Below are 22,890 nucleotides of genomic sequence, written 5' to 3'. Positions count from 1 at the left end.
GTTCCAGGCTGCTGCAGGTTCTGCGATGCGCAGCTGGATTCATGCAGTGCACAGCCAGACCCTGCAGTGCGCAGGGCATCCCTGCAGTGCGGTGCCGGGCCCTACAGTGAGCAGTTGATGAGCAGCGGCTCGGGATGCAGCCGGATGCCAAAGGCGTCCTCAACGCCGTCCGCCACAGCCCGCGCCACGGCCAGCAGATCCTCCGCGGAGGCATTGCCGCGGTTGGTGACGGCCAGGGTGTGCTTGGTGGACAGCGATGCCCGCCCTCCGGCCAGTTCCGTTCCCTGGCCCGTCTCCGGAAGACCGAAGCCCTTGGGGAAACCGGAACGGTCGATCAGCCAGGCTGCACTGAGTTTGACCATGCCCGGCTGCGCCACCGGATAGCGGGGTGCTTCGGGCGGCAGGTGGGCGGCGTCGGCCTCCGGAACCACAGGGTTCGTGAAGAAGGACCCGGTGCTGTAGGTGTCCGGATCCTCGGGATTCAGCACCATGCCCTTGCCTGCGCGCAACCGCAGGACCTCGCGGCGGACGTCGTCGGCAGCGGCACGCTCCCCCACCTCCACGCCCAGGGCGCGGGCCAGCTCTGCGTAGCGCACGGGTGCACTTTCCATACCCCGGGTCAGGGCAAAGTCCACGGTCAGGACCACGTAGCGCGGCGAGCCGTTGACCGTGGCCCGCTTGAGCACTGAGTCGCGGTAACCAAACTGCAGGTCTTCATTGGCGAAGTTCACAATGGTGCGGGTCTCGCGGTCCCAGGCCCGGACACCGGTGATGCTGTGCGAGACATCGGCACCGTAGGCCCCCACATTCTGGACCGGCGTCGCACCTGCCAGTCCGGGAATGCCGGAGAGCGCTTCAAGTCCGGAGCAGCCCTCACGCAGCGTTTGGGCCACCAGCTCATCCCAGGGGTGGCCCGCCTGGGCCCGCACAGTGACGGTGCCCTCATGCTCGGTGATCTCCAGGCCGCGGGTGGCGACGTGCACCACGGCGCCGTCGAACCCGGAATCGGCAATCAGCAGGTTGGAGCCGCCGCCCACCACCAGCAGCGGTTCCTTCGCTTCATCGGCGGCGCGTACCGCCCCGATCAGCTCGTCTTCGGTTTCGGCGCTGATGTAACGGCGGGCGGGACCGCCAACCCGGGACGTAGTCAGCGAGGCCAGGGGCAAAGAAGTTAGAGCACTCACCAGATCCGTACAACCGCCTGTGCCTTGACCAGGACCTTCTGGCCGTTGAACGTCACTGTGAGATCCACCCGGGCGGTTGAGTCGTCCGGGTTAAGCGCTCCGATCACTCCGGTGATATCGACGACGGCGCCTGCCTCTCCGTCGACGTCCTGCACGGGAACCGGGCGGGTAAAGCGGGTCTGGTAATCAAGGACGGCACCCGGATCGCCGATCCAGTCCGTCACCAGCTGCACGGCCGCACCCATGGTGAACATGCCGTGGGCGATGACGCCGGGCAGCTCCACGCTGCGGGCGAAGCGCTCGTTCCAGTGGATGGGGTTGAAGTCTCCGGAGGCTCCGGCGTAGCGGACCAGGTCCGCCCGGGAAATCTCCAGCGTGGCTGTGCCGATTTCCTGTCCGGTGGCGAGTTCGCTTAATGCAATCGACACGGCGTTACTGCCCTTCTCCGCGGACGAGGATGGATGACACGGCGGTGGTGATCTTCTCGCCCGCCGTGGTGGATATTTCCGATCGGGTGGTCAGCAGGGCGCCGTCGCCCATGGCCCGGACAGAATCCACATGAAGTTCGGCGACCAGTTCATCACCGGCCACGATGGGGCGGTGATGGGTGAAGCGCTGGTCCGCGTGGACCACCCGGGTGAAATCAATGCCGGCGTCCGGATCGGAAATGAGCTGCGCATCGGCCCGCTGGGCCACGATGACGGCGAAGGTGGGCGGAGCCACCAAATCCGAGTAGCCCAGGCGCTCGGCTTCCGCTACGTCGTAGTGGGCGGCGTGGCCGGCCTTGACGGCACGCGCGAACTCGCGGATTTTCTCGCGGCCCACCTGGTAGGGCTCTCCGGCGGGGTAGCTGCGGCCCTGCAGCTCGGGGTTGATGCTCATTTGCTTCCCTTCATCCTGCGCCGGGTATCCCTGGCTCGAACCACCATACCGCCGAGGTGCAGGCACATGCCCACCACAATCACGGGGGCGGCAATGTACATCAGCAGCGGAGCATCCGTCAGGGCGCCGATGAGAACCATCAACACTCCGGCGCCGGAGATAATGAGCGCGGAGACCACCAGCTTGCGGTACAGGGCGGAACCGGTCTCCCACGGGGTGTTTAGCATGCCCCCAGAATACAGGGGCGCCGCCTCAGGCCGCGAAACGGGACGTCCGTCACCTCCGCCGCACGGCGGCTCCCGGCGGCGGGTGAAAGCAACGGCTAAAAGAGCGCTGACTGCAGGGCCGGAAGCTGGCTCCGGTAGGAGCCAAGCTGCAGCCGCCTGCCCTTGAGACGGGCCAGATCCGCCAGGAAAGGTGTGTCGGAGCCGTCCACCGTGACCAGGGCCGAGGCACCCACCATCGCTTCGATGACCAGCCCGTGCTCCCCGGCGCCCGTGTCCAGCGGATAGGCAACGGCCGCGGCTGCACCCAGCACCCGGCCGGCCTGCTCTGGACGCTGCCAGGTCTCGTCCGCCACAGTGAACCCGTCGAGGCCGGATCCCGCGAGCAGCCCGCGCGCTGCGGCAGCGTGACCGGAGTTGGTGTGGTCCAGGACGGCGCCGGCCAGCGGCTGAGTCAGCGCAGCTGTCTTTGTGCCTGAGCGCACTGCCTGCACCAGTCCGGCTTCCGCCGTGACCAGGTCTTCGAGGATTCGCACCACCCGGCCATCGTCAGCGCGGGCGACGTACCGGGCGGCCACCGCGCCCTGTTCGACCAGGCGCAGGCGTTTGCGGCCCTCTGCGGCGGTGCCCACCTTGGTGGTGCCGTCCGCGAAGGTGGCGATGTACAGCCAGTGCGGCTGAGCCAGATAGAGCAACAGCCACGGCGAGGCAATTCCTGAGCGGTGGACGTTGTGGACCAGCCGCCAGTCGTCCCGGGCAAAACAGGACCCGCACTGGTAACCGCGCTCAGCGGGCGAATGCGCCGGGCAGGGCCGGGAAATCCTGCTGTGCCGGTCCTGCACCTGCACCGAGCCCAGGCAGTGCCTCAGCGCACCGCCGGCGCCGGGGAGCACCCGGTAGGACAACCGTGTTCCGGCGTCGAGCCGAAGCTGCCGGGAGGCACCGTCGGGAGAGCTCAGCGCAAGGTACGGGCCGCCGTCGTCCCAGGAAACACCAGCGCACAGATACCGGCCGGCAGCAGTGGTCACAAGCGGAGCTCCGATGTACGTCGTTAAAGCAATGGGGCGGGAGACGCTTTCGCGTTCCCGCCCCATTATCCCCGCCCGGACCGGACGGGCGCAGCGCTAACCGCCGCGTGTCCCGAAGGTTCTCAGGCGTGCTGTCCTTCGTGCTCGCCCTCGGCGATTTCTTCCAGCAGTTTGTCGTTGAAGGCCGGCAGGTCATCCGGATTGCGGCTGGTGACCAGGCCCTGGTCCACCACCACTTCCTCGTCGCTCCAGTTTGCTCCGGCGTTCTTCAGGTCCGTGGCCAGTGTGTAGTACGAGGTCACGTCCCGGCCCTTGACCACGCCGGCCTCGATCAGCAGCCACGGTCCGTGGCAGATGGATGCCACGGGCTTGTGCGCTTCGAAGAACGCGCGGGTGAAGGCCTGTGCGTCCTTATCCACGCGCAGGAAGTCAGCGTTGACTACGCCGCCGGGCAGGACCAGTGCGTCGAAGTCCTCGGCGCTGGCGTCCGCCACTGCCAGGTCAACGGTGAACGTCTCACCCTTGTCCATACCGTCGAATCCCTGGATGGTTCCAGTGGACGGCGAGACCAGGGTGGGTACGCCTCCGGCCGCTTTCACGGCCTCCCAGGGGCTGGTGAGCTCAATCTGCTCAACACCGTCGGTGAGGAGAAAAGCGACCTTCTTGCCGGAAATATCATGATCAGACATGTTGCCTCCGTTTCGCAGAGTTCCTGAGGCGGGGTCCGCACGGGAACGTAATGGTTCGGTGTCTTCACCCTAGGAAGGGAGGACCGCAATAAGCAAGCTGACTAAATTCTCAAGGGGTTCGACCGCGCAGCCACGCCAGGCTGGCCGCCAAGGGTTCCGGGCAACAAAAAAACCCCCGGAATCCTAAGATTCCGGGGGTTTTGCTGGTAGCGGTGGGGAGGCTCGATCTCCCGACCTCACGATTATGAGTCGTGCGCTCTAACCAACTGAGCTACACCGCCACTAAATGAGTGAAGCCCGTGTCCCTAAATGGCCTCTGCAAAAACAAACAGCCTTAGCAACACGGGCCCTCCCATTGAGAGCCCCGACCGGGAATCGATCCCGGGACCTCCATCTTACCAAGATGGCGCTCTACCACTGAGCTATCGGGGCAACGAGTAAATACTCTACCAGCACTTTTCGAGAACGTGAAATCGAGGAAAATCCGCGCCGATAAAGTGATCCGGCTCACTGCCGCAGAGAGGCTGGCGGCCCCTTTGCGGACCCCCGGGCGGCTGGATTTTGCCTCCCCCAAACGGCCGGAAAAGGTAAGAAGAACCAACCATTACTCAGTATGCTTAGGGAGCGAGAAAGTAGGGATAGGTGACAGATTCACCGCAGCACCCGGAAGGTGCCCTGTTGGGCGGCCGGTACTGCTTGGAAGAGAAAATCGGAGCGGGGTCCATGGGCACCGTCTACCGAGCACGGGATGAGTTCCTGGGCCGCAGCGTTGCGGTCAAACTGATCCGCTCCGCCGCTGCGACCCCTGAGGAACAGCGGCAGGCCGACGACGAGGCAAAGATCCTGGCCCGGCTGAACCACCACAGCCTGGTCACGCTGCTCGACGCCGGTACGCACCTCAGCAGCGCCGGCGAGCAGCAGGTGTACCTGGTCATGGAACTGGTTCAGGGAGCCGACCTGCGGCGGCGGCTGCAGGACGGGCCGCTGCCCGCCCGCCAGGTTGCCCAGCTGGGCTACGACCTGGCCGTGGGCCTGGACTACATGCACGGAGCCGGCGTTGTGCACCGGGACGTGAAGCCGGCCAACATCATGCTGTTCGACTACCGGGGAGACGACGAACGGCTGCGGGCCAAGCTCACCGACTTCGGCGTCGCTCTGATCGCCCGCGACCCGCAGCCCCATGGCGGAACCTTCACCGGCACCGCCGCTTATATGAGCCCCGAGCAGGCACGCGGCGACGCCGTGGGCACGCCGTGTGACATCTACTCGCTGGGCCTGGTCCTGCTGCAGTGCCTCACCGGCGTGCCCGCATATCCGGGGCCCGCCCTGGAAAGTGCTGTGGCACGCCTTCTGGACCCTCCTGCCATCCCCGACGGGGTCGAGGAGGGGTTCCGGGTGCTGCTGCGGGAAATGACAGCCCTGGCGCCCGGGGAGCGGCCCACGGCCCATGAGGTCTCGCTTGCCCTGTACGAGCTGGCCGTGGCACCGCGCGCCCGCCATCGCAAGAGTCTGCCGCTGATTCCGGCTAACGAAGCCGAGCGGCTGGAAGCGGTCCGGCGCTACAACCTGCTGGACACCCCGCCGGACGGCGCCTTTGACCGGATCACTGCCTTGGCCGCGAGGCTATTTGCCGTGCCGGTGGCCATCGTCAGCGTGGTGGACACGGACCGGATTTGGTTCAAGTCCCACCACGGAACGGATGTGGAACAGATCGCACGGGACCCGGGATTGTGCGCCTCGGCAATCCTGCAGGAGGATGCGTGGGTGGTCTCCGACGCACGCGCCGATCCCCGGACGCTGGCCAACCCCCTGGTCGCCGGGGAGTTTGGCCTGCAGTTCTACGCCGGCGTGCCGCTGCACACGCGTGAGGGGCACAATCTGGGCACGCTGTGCATTTTGGACCGGGAGCCGCGTGACTTCACCGACGAAGACGTGCGGACCCTGGAAGACCTGGCTGCCATCGTGATGAACGATCTGGAACTGCGGCTGGAGAGTCAGCGCACCCTCGCTTCCTAACCGCGCCGCTGGCCGGGCGCCTGTTGCACGACCTTGAAATGACAAAGGAAGGGCACCTCCGAAGAGGTGCCCTTCCTTTTTGCGTCAGTCCGCAGTGTCAGTGCGGCGCCTCTCGGCACCGCACCGGCTCATGCAGTGATTAGTCGCGGAAACGCGGTGCGCGGGTACCGGCCGGCTTGAAGCCGCCGCGGTCGCCGTCGCGCTTTTTGAAGCCGCCGCGGTCGCTGCCGCTGCGGTCACCGAAGCTGCGCTCGCCGTCGCGCTTCTTGAAATCCTTCTTGAAACCGCCGCGGTCGCCGCGGTCATTGAAGCCGCCGCTTTCGCGTTCGCGGGCCGGCTTGCGGCCGTTGTCCAGCTCGAGATGGATCAGCTCGCCGCCGATCCGGGTGCGGGACAGGGCGCGCAGCTGGTCCTGGCTGAGGTCGGCCGGGAGCTCGACGAGCGTGTGGTCGGCGCGGATGTCAATGCCGCCGATCTGTGCCGAGGAGAGTCCGCCTTCGTTGGCGATGGCGCCAACGATGGAGCCGGGCATGACGCGCTGGCGGCGGCCGACGGCGATGCGGTACGTTGCATTGCCCTCGGTCAGCGGGCGTGTCGGGCCGCGGGAGCCGTTGCCGTCGTTGCGGCCTTCGGAGCGCTCGCGCTGGCGGGCCGGAGCCTGGGGAATTTCTTCCATCAGCAGCGGGCGGCCGCCCTGGGCCATAACGGCCAGGGCTGCGGCAACTTCCTCGGCGGTGACGTCGTGGTCGGCCAGGTAGGTCGTGACCAGGTCGCGGAAGACCGAGACATCCTCGGATGCCAGGGTTTCGGTGATCTGCTCGGAGAACTTCGCCAGGCGCTTGTTGTTCACAATGTCGATGCTCGGAAGCTGCATGTGCTCAACCGGCTGGCGGGTGGCCTTTTCGATGGCCCGCAGCAGGTACTTCTCACGCGGGGTCATGAAGAGGATCGCGTCGCCGGTGCGTCCTGCGCGGCCGGTGCGGCCGATGCGGTGGACGTAGGACTCCGTGTCGTGCGGGATGTCGTAGTTGATGACGTGGCTGATGCGCTCAACGTCAAGACCGCGGGCGGCGACGTCGGTGGCAACCAGGATGTCAATCTTGCCGCTGCGCAGGGCCTCGACGGTGCGCTCGCGCTGCTGCTGCGGGATGTCACCGTTGATTGCTGCCGCGAGGTAGCCGCGGGCCTTCAGCTTGTCAGCCAGGTCCTCGGTAGCCATCTTGGTGCGGACGAAGGCGATAACGCCGTCGTACTCTTCGCTTTCCAGGATGCGGGTCATCGCGTCCAGCTTGTGCGGGCCCATGACCTGCACGTAGCGCTGGCGGGTGTTCGCACCGGTGGTGGTCTTGGACTTGACCGTGATTTCCGCCGGGTTGTTCAGGTACTTCTTGGCAATCTTGCGGATCGCGCCGGGCATGGTGGCGGAGAACAGTGCCACCTGCTTGTCGGCGGGGGTGGTCGCCAGGATCTGCTCGACGTCTTCGGCGAAGCCCATGCGGAGCATTTCGTCGGCCTCGTCCAGGACCAGGTACTGCAGGTTGGACAGGTCCAGGGAGCCCTTGGAGATGTGGTCGATGACGCGGCCGGGGGTACCGACAACAACCTGTGCACCGCGGCGCAGGCCGGCCAGCTGGGGGCCGTAAGCGGATCCGCCGTAGACGGGCAGGACGGTGAAGTTGTCCATGTACTTGGCGTAGGAAGCGAAGGCTTCAGCGGACTGAAGGGCCAGTTCGCGGGTCGGTGCCAGCACTAGGATCTGGGTGTCCTTGGTGGCCGGCAGGGCCGCCATCAGGGACAGGGCGGGAACGGCGAACGCGGCAGTCTTGCCGGTACCGGTCTGCGCCAGGCCGACGACGTCGCGGCCTTCAAGCAGGAGGGGGATGGTGGCTGCCTGGATGGGGGACGGCTTTTCGTATCCGACATCAACCAGGGCCTGCAGAACGCGGGAATCAAGACCGAGATCGGTGAAGAGAACCTGCTTCTCTTCAGCCTCGGGAGCGGCGTTTTCTGCGGTTTCGGTGTTTTCTACAGAGTCAAGCAAAAGAAATAATCCTCATTCATTTGGGATGTGCGGCCATAACGGCCGCAGGACGTAAGTCCGGCGCTATTGCAATCCCATGGCAGGACTTTCCGTCACAGCTGTAGACCAATTTCACTGGATTGTGATCAGTGGCCGGTGTGACGATTTCTTTGCCGGCGCTCCCAAAAGATGAATCTGCCCGCATTCGAGAATGCGGGCCCCAACACAACGTACCTTGCGATTAGAAACCGCAGGAAAATAAGGGAATACCGGAGTGGGGGATGTTTCAAGTGTACGGCATGCAGGGCCCGGACCGTCCATACCGGGCGGTGAGCTTGGGCACAGGGACCCCGCATCGGGTCCTACCGGGCCGGTGCCGGTGCGGAAATCCCTGCTGTTTCCCGTACCTTCAGGGTCCGCAGCACCTTGAGGATTTCCGGCGAGAGCTTGACCTTCCCGGCGGCTGCGGCAGCGCTGAGGGCGTCGGCCTGTTCGGGTGTCAGTCCCCGGAAGACGTCTCCCGAGGTGATTCCGTGCTCGGGCCGTGCAATGACGGTGACCGGATCGCCGGCGGTGATGCTGCCGTTGCGGATGACACGCAGGTAGGTTCCGGTCCGGCCCGCCTGAGCGAACCGGAGCACCCACCGCGGCTGCTTCATGCGCACAGCGAAGTTGCGGCACGGGGTGCGCGGACAGGTCACCTCCAGGACGGTGCCGTCCCCGATCTGCCAGCGTTCACCGATCACCGCCTCGGATACCGGCATGCCGCCGATGCGCAGGTTTTCTCCGAAGAGCCCGGGGCGGATGTCGGTGCCTAGTTCTGCTGCCCAGTAATCGGCGTCGTCCTGCGAATAGGCGTACACCGCCTTCGACTCTCCGCCGTGGTGCTTGCGGCTGGCCTGGATATCCCCGCTCAACCCGAGGCCGTGCACCTTCACCGGGCCCGTGACGGGGCGCTTGTCAATCGCGGTCACGCCGGTGTTGTCGGTGGTGGGCAGCAGTTCATGGACACGGCACACGGCCAGCAGGGTTCCCGGGGTCATGCGGATCATCCTACGAGCAGGCTTCCCGATTGGCACTCCTCCAAGACGGAGCATTTCGGTGCTGCTGACGGCCCGCCTCCCGAAAGTAGGGAAGATGCCGCAATGACCGCCCCAAAGCGGCATCGTCTCCACTCTCGATGGCCCGAAGCGGCATGAGGTCGACACTCGGCTCGTGCCCGCTGCTCCCGTAGTCCTCATACGTCCCTGCACAGGGCATCCAATTGGTTCGGCACGAGAACGGAAATCCACCGGGGCCGGCCGGCCGGCCGCTGGGCCAGTACCAGCACTGGAAGCATTCAGGGATGCGCACCGCACCTGAGCTTCCTCCCGCACTGGCCCGGCGATCATTTGCTCTGCCGGAGTCGGACGCTTGCGGTGTTCCGCGCAAACGAACCCGAGCCCGGGACCTGAGAACCGTCAGCCGTAGTTTGCGGGTACCGGTTGGTGTGGAGCTATCGCTGGTTCAACGGATCCGCCCTCATCTTGTTCTGCTGCCGGATGCCGTCGTCAGCGATGTGACCGCCGCGCAGTTGCACGGGATGCCGCTGCCTCCGCATCTGGAGGCCGAGAGCCTGTTGCACTTCACCCGCCCTGCTGGAAGTGCGGCAATAGCCCGAAAGGGGGTTCAGGGTCATCGCCGCAGCCTTCTTCAGTCGGACGTTGAGGACATCGAAGGGATTCCCCTGACCGGTCTTGCCCGCACTTGGGTCGATATAGCCGGCCGTCTGGATTTCGACAGCTTAGTAGCCGCTGCCGATTGGCTGGTGAGCGAGCACCGGCGGGACTTCGGCCCGCCGCGGATCCCCAACATTCCTCTGACAGAGCTGTATTCCTACGTTGCTTCTCTTCGCGGTGCCCGCTTCCTGCGGCGGATCAAAGAGGCCCTGACGCTCGTGCGGGTGGGAGTGGACTCGCCGCCGGAAACGCGTCTTAGGCTGATGATGCTGCGCGGAGGGTTGCCGGAATTCACGGTCAATTGCCCAATAGTGTCACCCCGCCACCGAGCAGTTTGGAGTGATTTAGGCAGTCCGCAGTACCGCGTTTGCGTTGAATACGACGGCTTGCATCATCTAACGCCTGAGCAGCAGGCCTCGGACAATGAACGGGATGCGCTGACGGCACTGGCAGGATGGCGCCAGATCAAGATCAACCGGTTGCAGCTGCGCCAATCCGAGGCCACCGTCCTTGCTCCGATCCGCAGGGCTCTCCGGGACAATGGGTGGCTCGGCTGACGTGCGGCCAATCGACGCAGGCTCATTCCATTTCGAGGAACGAGATCCGGCCGAATAGACCCTTCGATTGTCGAGGAGATTCACGAACAGCGCGTTGAAAACGGCACCATCGCGACACTCGACGGGCCGAACGGCACCATCGCGACACTCGACAGGCCGAACGGCACCATCTCTGCTAGGACTGGACCTCGTTCACCCGGGGCGCGGGGATCTGCTCGGACACGGCCTGCGTCCACCAGTGCTGCGGACGGCTCTTCCACAGCGCCACCAGCCACCAGGCCATCAGTCCGATGCCCCAGAACACCCCGACGCTGGAGGCCATGAGCCACGCCGTGGGCACCTGGGAATCAAGGTTGGGTGCTCCCATCAGCCAGCCGATGGCCTTGGGAGAAAGCAGGAAGACCACAAAGGAGGAAACCAGCAGAACCATCCCCCAGCGCCGCACTCCGCTGCCCTTCTGAGAATAATCCGCAATGTTGCGCCAGAGCACGGGAATGAAGAGGGCCACCCACACCCAGTGATGGGACCAGGAGACCGGGGAGATGAGGAGCATCAGCAGTGCCGTTGCCGCCAGGGCGGTCATCAGGTCGCCGCGGTTGCCGGCGAGCCGGATGATCACGGTGCAGGCAGCCACCGTCAGCAGCGCCAGCAGCAGCCAGGGCAGGTCCACCGGGAAATCCGGTCCCATGAAGTGCAGGATGGCGCCCTTGATGCTCAGGTTGTCCACATAGCCGGCCCCGCCGATCCGGGACGTGTCCGGCAGCAGCTCGGCCCAGTAGGTGCGGGATTCACGCGGCAGGATCAAAAAACCCAGCCCGAAGGTGGCCAGGAAGCCAAAGGCCATGTTGCGCAGCCCGCGCCAGTCACCGCGCGCCAGGTAGTACAGGCCGAAGACCAGCGGCGTCAGCTTCAGGCCCGCGGCAACGCCGGTGAGCAGACCGGCGGGCCAGCCTTCGCGCTTGATCAGGAAGTCCGCCATGATCAGCCCGAACAGCAAGATATTGATCTGCCCGAAGGCCAGGGTTTCCCGCCACGGGCCGAGCAGGATCACAAAGCCGATGGCGGCCAGGGCCAGCGGCCGCAGCCGGTGGTTCTTCAGGACTGCCCGGACGCTCGGCTGGCGGAAAGCGTAACGCACTCCCAGCACTGCCGTGGCTGCAGCGATCAGCAGCGAAATGCCGGTGAAGATGTTCAGCCCGATGCTTTGCCCGAAGGGTGCCAAAACAGCGAACACCAGGGCGGAGAACGGCGGATAGGTGAAGAGCAGGCTGCTGCCTTCGCGGTACTGCAGTTCCTTGGTATAAAGCGCGCCGCCGGCGTCGAGCACGCTCTGCCCGCCGGTCAGGTACACACTGAAATCGAGTCCGTGCCGCGGGGAAATTACAAAGGCGGCCACGGCCATGGCAACTGCTGCGAGGAGCGCCGCCAGGGTCACCGCCAGCCGGGCCGTTCCGGATCGGGTCTTCAGGCCCATGATTCTCCCTGCACTACAGCCAGCCTAGATATTACGTTCGCAAGTCTACCGGCGGGCCGCGCTTCCACGGACTTTACCGGGCGCAGGATAGGCTGGGCGCACTGAATCCGCCCTTGGAAGGTTGCTCATGTCCGCACCGGTTCTGGCCATCATCAATGCACATGTTGTTCCCGTCACAGCTCCTCCGTTCACCGGCACCGTGGTGCTGGGTGAGGGCAAAATCCGGGAGCTGGGTCCGGACGTGCAGGTTCCCGAGGGCGCGGAGGTGCTCGATGCCGGCGGCCGGTGGCTCCTGCCGGGCCTGGTGGACGCGCACACCCATCTGGGCGTGCATGAAGAGGGCGAAGGCTGGGCCGGAAACGACACCAACGAAATGACGGATCCGGTCATGGCCGGTGTCCGCGCAATTGACGGCGTGAATCCGTATGACCTTGGTTTTGATGACGCGCTGACCGGCGGAGTCACCGCGGTGAACATCAACCCCGGCTCCGGCAACCCGATCGGCGGACTCGCCGTCGCCCTGCACACCCACGGCCGGTATGTGGAGGAAATGGTCCTCCGCTCCCCCAGCGGGCTGAAGTCCGCCCTCGGCGAGAACCCCAAGCGGGTCTACAGCGACAAGAAGCAGACACCATCCACGCGCCTGGGCACCGCACTGGTCATCCGCAAGGCGTTCATGGATGCGCAGAACCACATGGGCAAGAACGACGACGACGACCGCGACCCCCAGCTCGAGGCCCTTGCCATGGTGTTGCGCCGGGAAATTCCGTGGCGCCAGCACGCCCACCGCGCGGACGACATCGGCACGGCCCTGCGCCTGGCCGACGAGTTCGGCTATGACCTGGTCCTGGACCACGGCACGGAGGCGCATCTGCTGGCCGATGTGCTGGCCGAGCGGGGCGTGCCGGTGCTGATCGGGCCGCTGTTCACCACCCGATCCAAGGTGGAGCTGCGCCAGCGGAGCATGGAAAACCCCGGAAAGCTGGCGGACGCGGGCGTGGAAATCTCCATCATCACCGACCATCCGGTGGTGCCCATCAACTTCCTGATTTACCAGGCGGCGCTGGCTGTGAAGGAAGGCTTGGACCCGGAGACGGCGCTGCGCGCGGTGACCATCAATCCGGCCAAGGTCCTGGGCCTGGCGGACCGCATCGGTTCGCTGGAACCGGGCAAGGACGCCGACGTCGTGCTGTGGAGCGGAGATCCGCTGGACGTGATGCAGCGGGCCCTGAAGGTGTGGATTGGCGGCCGTGAAGTGTACCGCTATGACACGGAGACCCGGACGCCCGTGGTGGCCGGCCGCCAGTGATCCGATCCGCCATCCGTCCGCCGGCGCCGCGCAGCCCGCGCACTCCCCTGCCCTCGATCATCCGTGCCGCGTCAGGCGCCTGGCTGGCCGCAGCATTCCTGGTGGGCGCAGCCGGAATTTCCTTCATTGTCTCTGCCCGCACCCAGCACCGGGACGCCGCAGCGCTGACCGGGCTGGGCTGCGTGGTGCTGGCGGTGGCACTGGTGATCGCGTTCACCATCCTGCGGCTGCGGACCGGCAAGCGCAGTGCACGCGAAACACTCACCACCGTGGGCCTGATCGTGGGGGTGCCGCTGCTGTTCCGCGGTCCGGCCCTCATCGCCCTGGCAGGCCTGCTGCTGCTGTGTGTGCTGATTCTCTGGCTTCCGCAGAGCAGCAGGTTCTTCCAGGAACGTGATCCGAAGGTCCGGCGGCGCTTCTTCGGCCGGCGGTAGCCCCCGGATCACGCTTTCCCCGGTTAGAGCGTGCCCAGCGCCTGCTCGAGGTCAGCGATGAGGTCCTCGACGTCCTCGATCCCGACGGAGAGCCGGAGCAGGTTCTCCGGCACCGCCAGCTCAGTGCCCTTGACGGAGGCATGGGTCATCTCTGACGGGTAGTTCATCAGGGATTCGACCCCGCCCAGGGACTCGGCCAGGGTGAACACCTTCGTTGCTTCCGCCACCTTCCGCGCGGCAGCTTCTCCGCCCTTGAAAGTCACCGAAACCATTCCGCCGAAGTCCTTCATCTGGGCCTTGGCCAGGGCATGGCCGGGGTGGTTTTCCAGCCCCGGATAGAGCACGTTTTCCACGGCCGGCTGGTCCTGCAGCCAGGTGGCAACGGCCATGGCGTTCGAAGAGTGCCGGTCCATGCGCACGCCCAGGGTCTTCAGCCCGCGCGTGGTCAGCCATGCTTCCATTGGTGCGGACACAGCGCCCACCGCAAACTGGATGAAACCGATCTTTTCGGCGGCGTCGTCGTCGTTCAGGATGACCGCCCCGCCCACCGCGTCCGAGTGCCCGCCGATGTACTTGGTGGTGGAGTGCACCACGATATCCGCGCCGAAGGCCAGCGGCTGCTGCAGATACGGCGACGCGAAGGTGTTGTCCACCACCAGCCAGGCTCCGGCGTCGTGCGCGGCCTGGGCGACGGCGGCGATGTCGGAAATCTTCATCATCGGGTTCGACGGCGTTTCCAGCCACACCATCTTGGTGTTGCCCGCCGCGATGGCTGCGGTGAGGGCGCCGGCGTCGGACATGTCCACCGCGGCGTTGGTCATGCCCCAGCCGGAGAGGACCTTGTTGATCAGCCGGTACGTTCCGCCGTACGCGTCGTTGCCCAGCACAATGTGGTCCCCCGGCGCCAGCAGCGCACGGATGAGCGCATCTTCCGCGGCCAGCCCGGAGCTGAACGAATACGCGTGGGCAGCGCCTTCCAGCGCGGCCAGCTGGTCCTGCAGTGCGTCGCGGGTCGGGTTGGTGCCCCGGCCGTATTCATATCCGTTGCGCAGTCCGCCAATGCCGTCCTGGGCGTAGGTGGTGCTCTGGTACAGGGGCGGAATTACCGCACCGGTGGTGGGATCAGGGGTTTGGCCCGCATGGATGGCGCGGGTGTTGAAGCCTTCGCTCATGGTTTGCTCCTTGCTCAACTGGCTTTTTGCTTAGACGCTCATGTAGGACAGCAGGTCGTGCCGCGTGAGTATTCCCACCGGCGCCCCCTCGGAGGTGACCATGACGGCGTCGTGCTCCCGCAGCCGCTCCCTGGCGGCCGTCACCGAATCCCCGGCGCCGATCAGCGGCAGCTGCGGTCCCATGTGTTCACTGATGCTGTCCGTGGCCTTGGCCTCGCCGCGGAACAGCTTTTCCGTCAGCGAGCGCTCGTCGACTGATCCGAGAACCTCACCGATCCGCACCGGCGGTTCCTGGGAGAGGACGGGAATGCAGGAGACCCCGTATTCGGTCAGGATGTTGATGGCGTCCAGGACGGTTTCATTCGGGTGCGTGTGCACCAAATCCGGCAGCGATCCGTCCTTGGTGGCCAGGACATCCTGCACGGCTGCCTCCTGCTCGGGCCCCTGCAGGAAACCGTAGGAGCGCATCCACTCATCGTTGAAGATTTTGCCCATATAACCGCGTCCGCTGTCCGGCAGTACCACCACCACGACGTCGTCCGGGCCCAGCTCGCGTGCCGCTCGCAGTGCCGCGACCACCGCCATGCCTGAGGAGCCGCCCACCAGCAGTCCTTCCTCGCGGGCGAGCCGGCGGGTCATGGCGAATGACTCGGCGTCGTTCACGGCAATGACTTCGTCCGGAACGGACGGGTCATAGTTGCCCGGCCACATATCCTCGCCAACACCCTCCACGAAGTAGGGACGTCCGGTGCCGCCAGAGTAGACCGAGCCCTCCGGGTCAGCCGCGATGATCCGCACGGGGCCGGAGGGGCGGTCCGCTGAAACATCCTTGAGGTACCGGCCGGTGCCCGTGATGGTGCCGCCGGTGCCTGTTCCTGCCACAAAGTGGGTCAGCGTGCCGTCGGTGTCGTCCCAGATTTCCGGACCGGTGGATTCATAGTGGCTGGCCGGGGCGGACGGGTTGGAGAACTGGTCCGGCTTGTAGGCACCGGGAATTTCGCGCACCAGACGGTCGGAAACCCCGTAGTAGGAGTCAGGACTTTCGGGCGCGACGGCGGTGGGCGTGACCACTACCTCCGCACCGTAGGCGCGCAGCACGTCGCGCTTTTCCACTCCGACCTTGTCCGGGGTGACGAAGATGCAGCGGTAGCCCTTCTGCTGGGCCACCAGGGCCAGGCCGACGCCGGTGTTGCCGCTGGTGGGCTCGATGATGGTTCCGCCGGGCTTAAGTTTGCCCTCCCGTTCCGCGGTCTCGATCATCCGGACCGCAATGCGGTCCTTGATGGATCCGCCCGGATTCAGGTATTCCAGTTTCACCAGCACGGTGGCCGCGATGCCCTCCGTGACGTGGTGCAGCTTCACCAGCGGGGTCTTGCCGATCAGGTCCAGGACTGTGTTGGCATACTTCATGTGCAACACGTTACTTGTTCACCCCGAACGGTCCAGCTTTCCCCGGAACGCGGCGTAGCAAAAACCACACCGGCCGTTCCCGCTCCCGGGGGAAAGCTGTCGGAGGTGCGTGCGACGATGGACTTATGTCCCTGTCTGTACCGGTGTCCGCTGCTTCCGGAACCGGAGCCGGATCCCTTTCCCTGCTCTGGGAATCGAACCGGCCGTTCCGTTTAGCCCAGTCGCTGGGCATCCTCGCCCACGGGCGGAAGGATCCGGCGGTACGGATCGGCCCCGGTATTGCGTGGCTGGCGTTCTCGACGCCGGAAGGCGACGCCACTCTTGCCCTCACCGAACAGCCGGCCCCCGCAACGGGCGCCCGTGTGCTGGCCCGCGCCTGGGGACCCGGTGCGGAGGCAGCGCTGGCAGGCGTTCCGGCCCTGCTCGGGGAAAACGACGACTGGACTTCCTTCGATGACCCGGATTTCGCTGCCACCCTCCCCGCCGGGGTGGCACAGACCCGGCGCCGGAACCCCGGACTGCGGCTTCCCTCGACCGGCCGGATGCTGGACAGCATTGTTCCCGTCATCCTGGAACAGAAGGTCACGGCCATGGAGGCCTATTATTCGTGGCGGTATCTGGTGGCCAGGTACGGTGTCGATGCACCCGGTCCGGCACCGGCCGGGCTCAAGGTTCCGCCCGGCGCTTCCGTCTGGCGCCGCATCCCGAGCTGGGACTGGCACCGCGCCGGGGTGGATCTGCACCGGTCCGGAACCATACTGCGGGCCTGCGCCGTCGCCTCCGGACTGGAACGCCTGGCTTCCGTTCCGCTCGGCGAGGACCTGACGGCCCGCCTGTGCTCGGTGTCCGGAATCGGTCCGTGGAGCGCTGCGGAAATTACCCAGCGCACCCATGGAGCCCCGGACTCGGTGTCCGTGGGCGACTTCCATCTGGCCGCGTATGTGGGCGACGCGCTGACCGGGCGCAGGACCGACGACGCCGGGATGCTGGCGCTGCTCGAACCCTGGCGCGGGCACCGGCAGCGGGTGGTGCGGCTGCTGGTCCTCAGCGGCTTCCGCAAGCAGGCCTACGGGCCGCGGCTAACCCCGGAGGACCACCGCAACCGTTAGGGCTGTGCCGGCACCGGTGCCTCCGCCGGGCCCGTTCCCAGTTGTTCCGTTGCTTCCGCCCGCATCTGCACTTTGCGGATTTTTCCCGACACTGTCATGGGGAAACTGCCGCGCACCTGCACGTACCGCGGGATTTTGTAATGGGCCAAACGTCCGCGGCAAAACTCTGCGATGGCTGCGGCATCGGGTTCCGGAGCCCCGGGAACGGCAATAATGCAGGCCATCAGCTCCTCCCCGTACCGCTCATCCGGCACACCGATCACCTGCACATCCTGAATGGACGGGTGGGAGTAGAGGAACTCCTCTATCTCACGCGGATAAATGTTCTCCCCGCCGCGGATCACCATGTCCTTGATCCGGCCTTCAATGCTGACGTAGCCGTCCTCATCCATCCGGGCCAGGTCGCCGGTGTGCATCCAGCCCTCGGCGTCGACTGCTTCGGCGGTTTTCTCCGGTTCATTCCAGTATCCGGACATCACGCTGTAGCCGCGGGTGCACAACTCGCCGATCTCACCCAGGGGAACCTGCTCGCCGGTGCCCGGATCCACCACCTGGGTCTCCAGGTGCGGCATGGTGCGTCCCACGGTGCGTGTCTGCCGCTCCAGGGAATCTCCGCGGCGGGTCATGGTGGACACCGGAGAGGTTTCAGTCATGCCGTAGCAAATGGCCACCTCGGACATGTTCATGTCCCGGATGACCCGCTTCATGATCTCCTCCGGGCAGGGCGAGCCTGCCATGACGCCGGTGCGCAGCGAGGAGAGGTCATAATCGGCAAAGTCATCCAGGGCCAGCTCGGCAATGAACATGGTGGGAACCCCGTACAGGGAGGTGGCCTGCACAGCCTGAACCGCTTCAAGTGCGGCAGCCGGGTTGAAGGTCCGGGAAGGAATGACCGTGGCAGCGCCGTGGGAGAGAGCCGCAAGGTTTCCGATCACCATGCCGAAGCAGTGGTAGAAGGGGACCGGGAGCACCACGGCGTCCGCTTCCGTGTAGCCGAGCAGTTCACCGATGAAGTAGCCGTTGTTCAGGATGTTGGAATGCGTAAGCGTGGCCCCTTTGGGGAAGCCGGTGGTCCCGGAGGTGTACTGGATGTTGATCGGGTCCTGCGGGCGAAGCCCGGCCATGCGTTCCGCCAGGAACCCGCCTCCGGCGCGGCGACCGTCGTCGGCCAGTGCATCGAAACCGTCATCGGCCTGCCCGGTGAGGACCACCAGCTCGGTCAGGGCTTCGGCGACGGTCAGTGTCCTGGTTGCCATGGCCTCGTAGTCGTTCCGGGGATCACTGGGCGCGGTGAAGAGCATCCGCATTCCGCTTTGTTTCACCACGAAGTCCAGCTCGCTCTGGCGGTACGCGGGGTTCACATTGACGAGGATGACGCCTGCTTTCGCCGTGGCGTATTGGATGAGGGTCCATTCCGGGCAGTTGGGTGCCCAGATGCCCACCCGGTCTCCGGCGCGGACTCCGCGCGCGATGAGCCCGGCAGCAAGATTGTTGACGTCGCTGTTGAACTCCGCGTAGGTCCAGGTCCGCCCGGACGGAACGTCAATCAGTGCACGGGAGTCCGGATAACGCAGAGCAACCTGGTTTAGGTTCGCTCCTATGGTTTCCTGCAGGAGCGGCACCGGAGAGGGCGACGAGGCATATGAGGGCAAGGCAGGCTCCTTCGGCTGCGGGGCAATCAGTGCCCCGAACGCTATCAAGAGTTGCCTTGCGAGCAAATAGCCCCGCCGCCCGGCCGATAAGTATGGAACCGGTGTTTAGTACGGCGTGATGGCCACCCGGTACATGCTTGCCGAATCGGCACCGAACCGTTTGAGCACTGCCGTCACGGACTCTTCGTGCTCGTCGTCCACGGCGACCTGGACCCGCAGCCGGTCCTCGAAGTCCATCTTCCGCTGGTCGCCGCGGAAGTTCTCCGTGCGGACCTTTCCGGAGTAGACGGCGGCATCGGCCAGTTCCATGGATCTGGCGCCGGCGAGCAGCAGCGCATCCCGCAGTCCGTCGATGCGGTCCGTGTCCACGGCTGCACTGATCAGATGGATGGGAGGATTGGGCGCGCCGTCCGTCCCGGTGCCTGCGGGCAGGCCGGTTTCCGCGCCCCGTCCGCTGGTGCTGGGCCGGGACGTTATGCCGCTGAGTGCATAGCCGGAAGCGCCCTGCTGGACGCGGTCCAGGTCATCCTGTTCCGGACCGGGCTCGCGCAGCCCCATGGTGCGGTCGATAATCACGGCGATAATCCAGCTGAGGACGAAGGAAAACAGCACCACGCAGACAACGGCCACAATCTGGTGCCAGAGCAGCACACCGCCGCCGCCGGAGAAGACGCCGTCCTCGCTGACCGAGTTGATCGAGCTGTCGGCAAAAAAGCCCAGCAGCAGTGATCCCAGCACACCGCCAAGGAAGTGGACAGCAATGACATCCAGTGCGTCGTCGTAGTGCAGCACGTGCTTGAGCCGCACGGCGAAGCAGCACACGCAGCCGGCAATCAGCCCGATCAGAAGTGCTGCTCCGGTGCCCACATAACCCGCGCACGGAGTGATGGTGGCCAGCCCAGCAACCGCTCCGGACACTGCTCCCACCAGGGTGGAGTGGCCGCTGCTCAGACGTTCCACGAGCAGCCAGGTGAGCATGGCGGCGCCGCCGGCAACATGCGTGTTGATCAGGGCCTGGGCCGCGATGTCATTGGCCTGCAGCCCGTCACCGGCGTTGAACCCGAACCAGCCGAACCACAGGATTCCTGCACCAACGAGCATGATCGGCAGGTTGTTGGGAGAGGTCTTCGGATTCGGCCAGCCCCGCCTGCGGCCCACGACCAGCAGCACGGCGACGGCGGCGGCACCGGCAGATGCATGCACCACCATTCCGCCGGCCCAGTCCTGGGCGCCCAGTTGCGTTAGCCATCCCTTGGGGTTCCACAGCCAGCGCGCCACCTGCGGGTAGACGATGATGGACCAGGCAGCCAGGAAAACGGTCCACCCCGCGAACTTCAGTCGTCCCGCCGTCGCCCCGGTCAGCAGCGCCGGAGTGATAATGGCGAACATCATCTGATAGGCGACAAAAGCGAGCGCGGGGATGGTGACACCTGCGGCCACGGTGTGGAACTGGGGGGTGTCGACGTCGATCAGGGCGAACGCGTCAAACTCCCCGACCAGTGAGTTCCCCTGGTTGCTGAACGCCAGCGTGTAGCCCACGAGCACCCAGGTTATCGTGATGATGCCCATCGGAATGATGTTCTGCATCATCATGGTCAGGACGTTGCGGACCGGAACCATGCCGCCGTAAAAGAGCGCCAGCCCGGGGGTCATGAACAGGACAAGTCCCGCGCATATGAGGACCCAGGCGGTATCCGCGCCGTTCACGGCCGGCCGTCCCGGTGAAATGCGGCCCCGTTGCATGCACTCTGCATGCGGGCACTGCGGCGAATTACTCGATCATCGTGAGGAGGTGGAGCGGCGGGCTTGCAAATGGACATGACATCCCCGTTTCCGGCTCTGCATCAGGTGAGTGAGGCACCGGAACCGCAGGCTCTGCTGGTCCCGGCGCATTGAGCTTACTTCCGGGCGCAAAGCCAGGAGAAGGCAACTCAGCACTGGGCGCATCCAAAGGGCCGAAACCGTTTCGGCTTCGGCCCTTCAGACTTCTCCGGCAGCAGGCACTGCCAAACCCGAGGTGCTGCCGCGGTTAAGCGCCCACCATTCCGTGCGGATCGATCACATACTTGCGCGCCACTCCGGAGTCGAACTCCCGGTAGGCCTCCGGGGCCTGGTCCAGGCTGATCGCCGTGGCATTCACGGCTTTGGCGATCTGTACCTTGTCATGCAGGATGGCCATCATCAGCTCCCGGTTGTACTTCATCACCGGACACTGCCCGGTGGTGAAGGACAGCGATTTCGCCCAGCCGGTGCCCAGATCAAGGCTCAGCGACCCCTTCTGCGCCGCTTCATCCACCCCGCCGGGATCGCCGGTCACGTAGAGCCCCGGAATGCCCAGTGCGCCGCCGGCAGCAGTGATGTCCATCAGGGAGTTCAGCACCGTGGCCGGGGCTTCCGTGGCCGAGCCGTGGCCGTGTCCGCGCGCCTCGAACCCGACGGCGTCCACGGCGCAGTCCACTTCGGGAACGCCCAGAAGCTGTTCGATCTGATCCTTGGGATCCCCGAGGGAGACGTCCACCGTCTCGCAGCCGAAACTGCGCGCCTGCGCCAGACGCTCCTGGTTGAGGTCACCGACGATAACGACGGCGGCGCCCAGCAGCTGCGCTCCGGCAGCCGCGGCCAGGCCCACCGGCCCTGCACCGGCGATATAGACGGTGGAGCCCACCCCTACCCCGGCTGTAACAGCACCGTGGTAACCGGTGGGGAAGATGTCCGAGAGCATGGTCAGGTCCAGGATCTTCTCCATGGCCTGATCCTTGTCCGGGAACCGCAGGAGGTTCCAGTCCGCATACGGAACGAGCACATACTCGGACTGGCCGCCCACCCAGCCGCCCATGTCCACATATCCGTAGGCGCTGCCGGGCCGGTCCGGATTCACGTTCAGGCAGATTCCGGTTTTCCGTTCCTTGCAGTTCTTGCAGCGGCCGCAGGAAATGTTGAAAGGAACCGATACCAGGTCTCCCACCGAGTGGAATTCCACGTCCGGTCCGGTTTCCACGATCTCCCCGGTAATTTCGTGTCCCAGGATCAGGTTCGGAGGTGCGGTGGTGCGGCCGCGCACCATGTGCTGGTCCGATCCGCAGATGTTGGAGGTCACCACCTTCAGGATGGCGCCGTGCGGCACTTTGCGTCCCACGTTGGCGGGATTCACTCCGGGCCCGTCCCGGAGCTCAAATGTTGGGTAGTCGATGTCCTGCACTTCCACGACACCGGGTTCGATGTAGGCAACTCCGCGGTTTCCGCTCATGGGTCTTGGCCTCGTCCTATCGTCGTTGATATGAACCCCGCGGCAGCCGCGGATGCCGGCATGGTGCACCGGCCCAGGCGGCTCCGCTCAGGGTGCGTCCGAGCCTACAACTCCCATGGGTCCGGGAACAGAGTGGCGCAGACGCAATAAAAAGCCGCGGAGGCTCCCCTGGGGGGAACCTCCGCGGCCGGACGGCCCGCCGTCGTCGTCGGACGGTGCCGTTATTGCGGTGCCTGGTACTGCTAGTTGGCCTGTCCGTCGGAACCGGCGGCTGCCTGACCGCTCTCGGAAGCGGCAATCTGCTCGTGGACGGCCTTCATGTCCAGTCCCTTGACCGCGTCCACCAGTTCGCTGAACTGGGAGGCGTTCAGTGCCCCGGGCTGGGAGAAGACGAGGACCTTCTCGCGGAAAGCCATCAGTGTGGGGATGGAGGTGATGCCGGCAGCGGCTGCCAGCCCCTGCTCCTTCTCGGTGTCCACCTTCGCGAAGGTGATGTCGTCATGCTTCTGGGAAACGGCGTCGTAAACCGGCGCGAACTGCTTGCAGGGGCCGCACCAGTCCGCCCAGAAGTCCACGAACACAATGTCGTTTTCCTCAATGGTCTCGGGGAACGTTGCCTCGGTGATGTCGATAGTTGCCATCCTTCAACGCTATCCGCCGCGCTCAGAGAAGTCTCTAGCTGTTCGCTCAACGGTGAAGGCGCTCCCCCGTCGCTGGGCAAGAAAAAACCCGCCCCAACCAGTTTCCTGGTGGAGCGGGTTCTTC

The 22,890-nt window shown here is 65.4% G+C and carries 20 protein-coding genes and 2 tRNA genes; 5 read left to right on the top strand and 17 right to left on the bottom strand.

What is annotated here, in order from left to right; all coding sequences use genetic code 11:
* Window positions 1-101 precede the first annotated feature (101 nt).
* The 8 genes from AC4D2W_RS08160 to AC4D2W_RS08125 form a co-directional block, all read right to left on the bottom strand.
* Window positions 102-1,184 carry a UDP-N-acetylmuramate dehydrogenase gene (locus AC4D2W_RS08160; protein ID WP_490926419.1) on the bottom strand — a complete coding sequence of 361 codons (1,083 nt, stop codon included), beginning with the start codon at window positions 1,182-1,184 and terminating at the stop codon, window positions 102-104.
* The gene (locus tag AC4D2W_RS08155) at window positions 1,181-1,612 is read right to left on the bottom strand and encodes a MaoC family dehydratase (protein WP_490926418.1); all 432 of its coding nucleotides are present in this window, start codon (window positions 1,610-1,612) and stop codon (window positions 1,181-1,183) included. Before AC4D2W_RS08155 ends, AC4D2W_RS08160 begins: the two co-directional genes overlap by 4 nt.
* Window positions 1,613-1,616: 4 nt before the next feature.
* A complete protein-coding gene (locus AC4D2W_RS08150) occupies window positions 1,617-2,066 on the bottom strand; it encodes an FAS1-like dehydratase domain-containing protein (RefSeq protein ID WP_490926417.1) in 450 nt (149 codons plus the stop codon).
* Window positions 2,063-2,293, bottom strand: coding sequence for a hypothetical protein (locus AC4D2W_RS08145; protein WP_490926416.1), 231 nt, complete (start codon window positions 2,291-2,293; stop codon window positions 2,063-2,065). The genes AC4D2W_RS08150 and AC4D2W_RS08145 overlap by 4 nt, the downstream gene beginning before the upstream one ends.
* Window positions 2,294-2,388: 95 nt before the next feature.
* Window positions 2,389-3,318 carry a DUF2797 domain-containing protein gene (locus AC4D2W_RS08140; RefSeq protein ID WP_490926415.1) on the bottom strand — a complete coding sequence of 310 codons (930 nt, stop codon included), beginning with the start codon at window positions 3,316-3,318 and terminating at the stop codon, window positions 2,389-2,391.
* A gap of 122 nt (window positions 3,319-3,440) precedes the next feature.
* The gene (locus AC4D2W_RS08135; RefSeq protein WP_490926414.1) at window positions 3,441-4,007 is read right to left on the bottom strand and encodes a type 1 glutamine amidotransferase domain-containing protein; all 567 of its coding nucleotides are present in this window, start codon (window positions 4,005-4,007) and stop codon (window positions 3,441-3,443) included.
* Between the two features lie 204 nt (window positions 4,008-4,211).
* A tRNA-Met gene (locus AC4D2W_RS08130) sits at window positions 4,212-4,288 on the bottom strand.
* Between the two features lie 79 nt (window positions 4,289-4,367).
* Window positions 4,368-4,439 (bottom strand) — tRNA-Thr (locus AC4D2W_RS08125).
* 210 nt (window positions 4,440-4,649) lie between these two features.
* On the opposite strand from AC4D2W_RS08125, the gene AC4D2W_RS08120 reads away from it, so the two are divergent.
* Complete coding sequence (locus AC4D2W_RS08120; protein ID WP_490926412.1) at window positions 4,650-6,023, top strand: protein kinase domain-containing protein; 1,374 nt, start codon at window positions 4,650-4,652, stop codon at window positions 6,021-6,023.
* 139 nt (window positions 6,024-6,162) lie between these two features.
* Here AC4D2W_RS08120 and AC4D2W_RS08115 read toward each other — a convergent pair whose 3' ends face one another.
* Both AC4D2W_RS08115 and AC4D2W_RS08110 read right to left on the bottom strand, forming a co-directional pair.
* Window positions 6,163-8,064 (bottom strand): DEAD/DEAH box helicase, encoded by a 1,902-nt coding sequence (locus AC4D2W_RS08115; protein WP_490926411.1) that lies wholly within the window; start codon window positions 8,062-8,064, stop codon window positions 6,163-6,165.
* Window positions 8,065-8,405: 341 nt separating this feature from the next.
* Complete coding sequence (locus tag AC4D2W_RS08110; protein ID WP_490926410.1) at window positions 8,406-9,086, bottom strand: MOSC domain-containing protein; 681 nt, start codon at window positions 9,084-9,086, stop codon at window positions 8,406-8,408.
* Between the two features lie 446 nt (window positions 9,087-9,532).
* Here AC4D2W_RS08110 and AC4D2W_RS08105 point away from each other — a divergent pair, with 446 nt between their 5' ends.
* Window positions 9,533-10,318 (top strand): hypothetical protein, encoded by a 786-nt coding sequence (locus tag AC4D2W_RS08105; RefSeq protein WP_490926409.1) that lies wholly within the window; start codon window positions 9,533-9,535, stop codon window positions 10,316-10,318.
* 175 nt (window positions 10,319-10,493) lie between these two features.
* Here the strand turns inward: AC4D2W_RS08105 and AC4D2W_RS08100 are convergent, their stop codons facing one another.
* On the bottom strand, window positions 10,494-11,792 hold the full coding sequence (locus tag AC4D2W_RS08100; RefSeq protein WP_490926408.1) for a glycosyltransferase 87 family protein: 1,299 nt from the start codon (window positions 11,790-11,792) through the stop codon (window positions 10,494-10,496).
* Window positions 11,793-11,919: 127 nt separating this feature from the next.
* Here AC4D2W_RS08100 and AC4D2W_RS08095 point away from each other — a divergent pair, with 127 nt between their 5' ends.
* Together AC4D2W_RS08095 and AC4D2W_RS08090 are read left to right on the top strand one after the other, a co-directional pair.
* The gene (locus tag AC4D2W_RS08095) at window positions 11,920-13,101 is read left to right on the top strand and encodes an amidohydrolase (protein WP_490926407.1); all 1,182 of its coding nucleotides are present in this window, start codon (window positions 11,920-11,922) and stop codon (window positions 13,099-13,101) included.
* Window positions 13,098-13,535, top strand: coding sequence for a hypothetical protein (locus tag AC4D2W_RS08090; RefSeq protein ID WP_490926406.1), 438 nt, complete (start codon window positions 13,098-13,100; stop codon window positions 13,533-13,535). Before AC4D2W_RS08095 ends, AC4D2W_RS08090 begins: the two co-directional genes overlap by 4 nt.
* Window positions 13,536-13,558: 23 nt before the next feature.
* On the opposite strand, the gene AC4D2W_RS08085 is transcribed toward AC4D2W_RS08090, so the two are convergent.
* Window positions 13,559-14,707 carry a cystathionine gamma-synthase gene (locus AC4D2W_RS08085; RefSeq protein WP_490926405.1) on the bottom strand — a complete coding sequence of 383 codons (1,149 nt, stop codon included), beginning with the start codon at window positions 14,705-14,707 and terminating at the stop codon, window positions 13,559-13,561.
* Between the two features lie 30 nt (window positions 14,708-14,737).
* Window positions 14,738-16,117 (bottom strand): cystathionine beta-synthase, encoded by a 1,380-nt coding sequence (locus tag AC4D2W_RS08080; protein ID WP_490926404.1) that lies wholly within the window; start codon window positions 16,115-16,117, stop codon window positions 14,738-14,740.
* Between the two features lie 125 nt (window positions 16,118-16,242).
* Here AC4D2W_RS08080 and AC4D2W_RS08075 point away from each other — a divergent pair, with 125 nt between their 5' ends.
* Window positions 16,243-17,226: a DNA-3-methyladenine glycosylase family protein gene (locus tag AC4D2W_RS08075; protein WP_490926403.1), complete on the top strand. Its 984-nt coding sequence runs from the start codon at window positions 16,243-16,245 to the stop codon at window positions 17,224-17,226.
* Here AC4D2W_RS08075 and AC4D2W_RS08070 read toward each other — a convergent pair.
* The 4 genes from AC4D2W_RS08070 to trxA form a co-directional block, all read right to left on the bottom strand.
* Entirely contained in the window at window positions 17,223-18,878 is a 1,656-nt protein-coding gene (locus AC4D2W_RS08070; protein WP_490926402.1) for an AMP-binding protein, read from the bottom strand. The genes AC4D2W_RS08075 and AC4D2W_RS08070 overlap by 4 nt on opposite strands.
* 105 nt (window positions 18,879-18,983) lie before the next feature.
* The gene (gene amt / locus AC4D2W_RS08065) at window positions 18,984-20,585 is read right to left on the bottom strand and encodes an ammonium transporter (RefSeq protein ID WP_490926401.1); all 1,602 of its coding nucleotides are present in this window, start codon (window positions 20,583-20,585) and stop codon (window positions 18,984-18,986) included.
* 322 nt (window positions 20,586-20,907) lie between these two features.
* Window positions 20,908-22,125 carry a formaldehyde dehydrogenase, glutathione-independent gene (gene fdhA / locus AC4D2W_RS08060; RefSeq protein ID WP_490926400.1) on the bottom strand — a complete coding sequence of 406 codons (1,218 nt, stop codon included), beginning with the start codon at window positions 22,123-22,125 and terminating at the stop codon, window positions 20,908-20,910.
* A gap of 242 nt (window positions 22,126-22,367) precedes the next feature.
* Window positions 22,368-22,766, bottom strand: coding sequence for a thioredoxin (trxA, locus tag AC4D2W_RS08055; RefSeq protein WP_400931058.1), 399 nt, complete (start codon window positions 22,764-22,766; stop codon window positions 22,368-22,370).
* Window positions 22,767-22,890 lie beyond the last annotated feature (124 nt).

The sequence above is a fragment of the Arthrobacter sp. TJ-58 genome, assembly GCF_058269295.1.
This window is presented reverse-complemented; position numbering and strand designations above follow the sequence as displayed.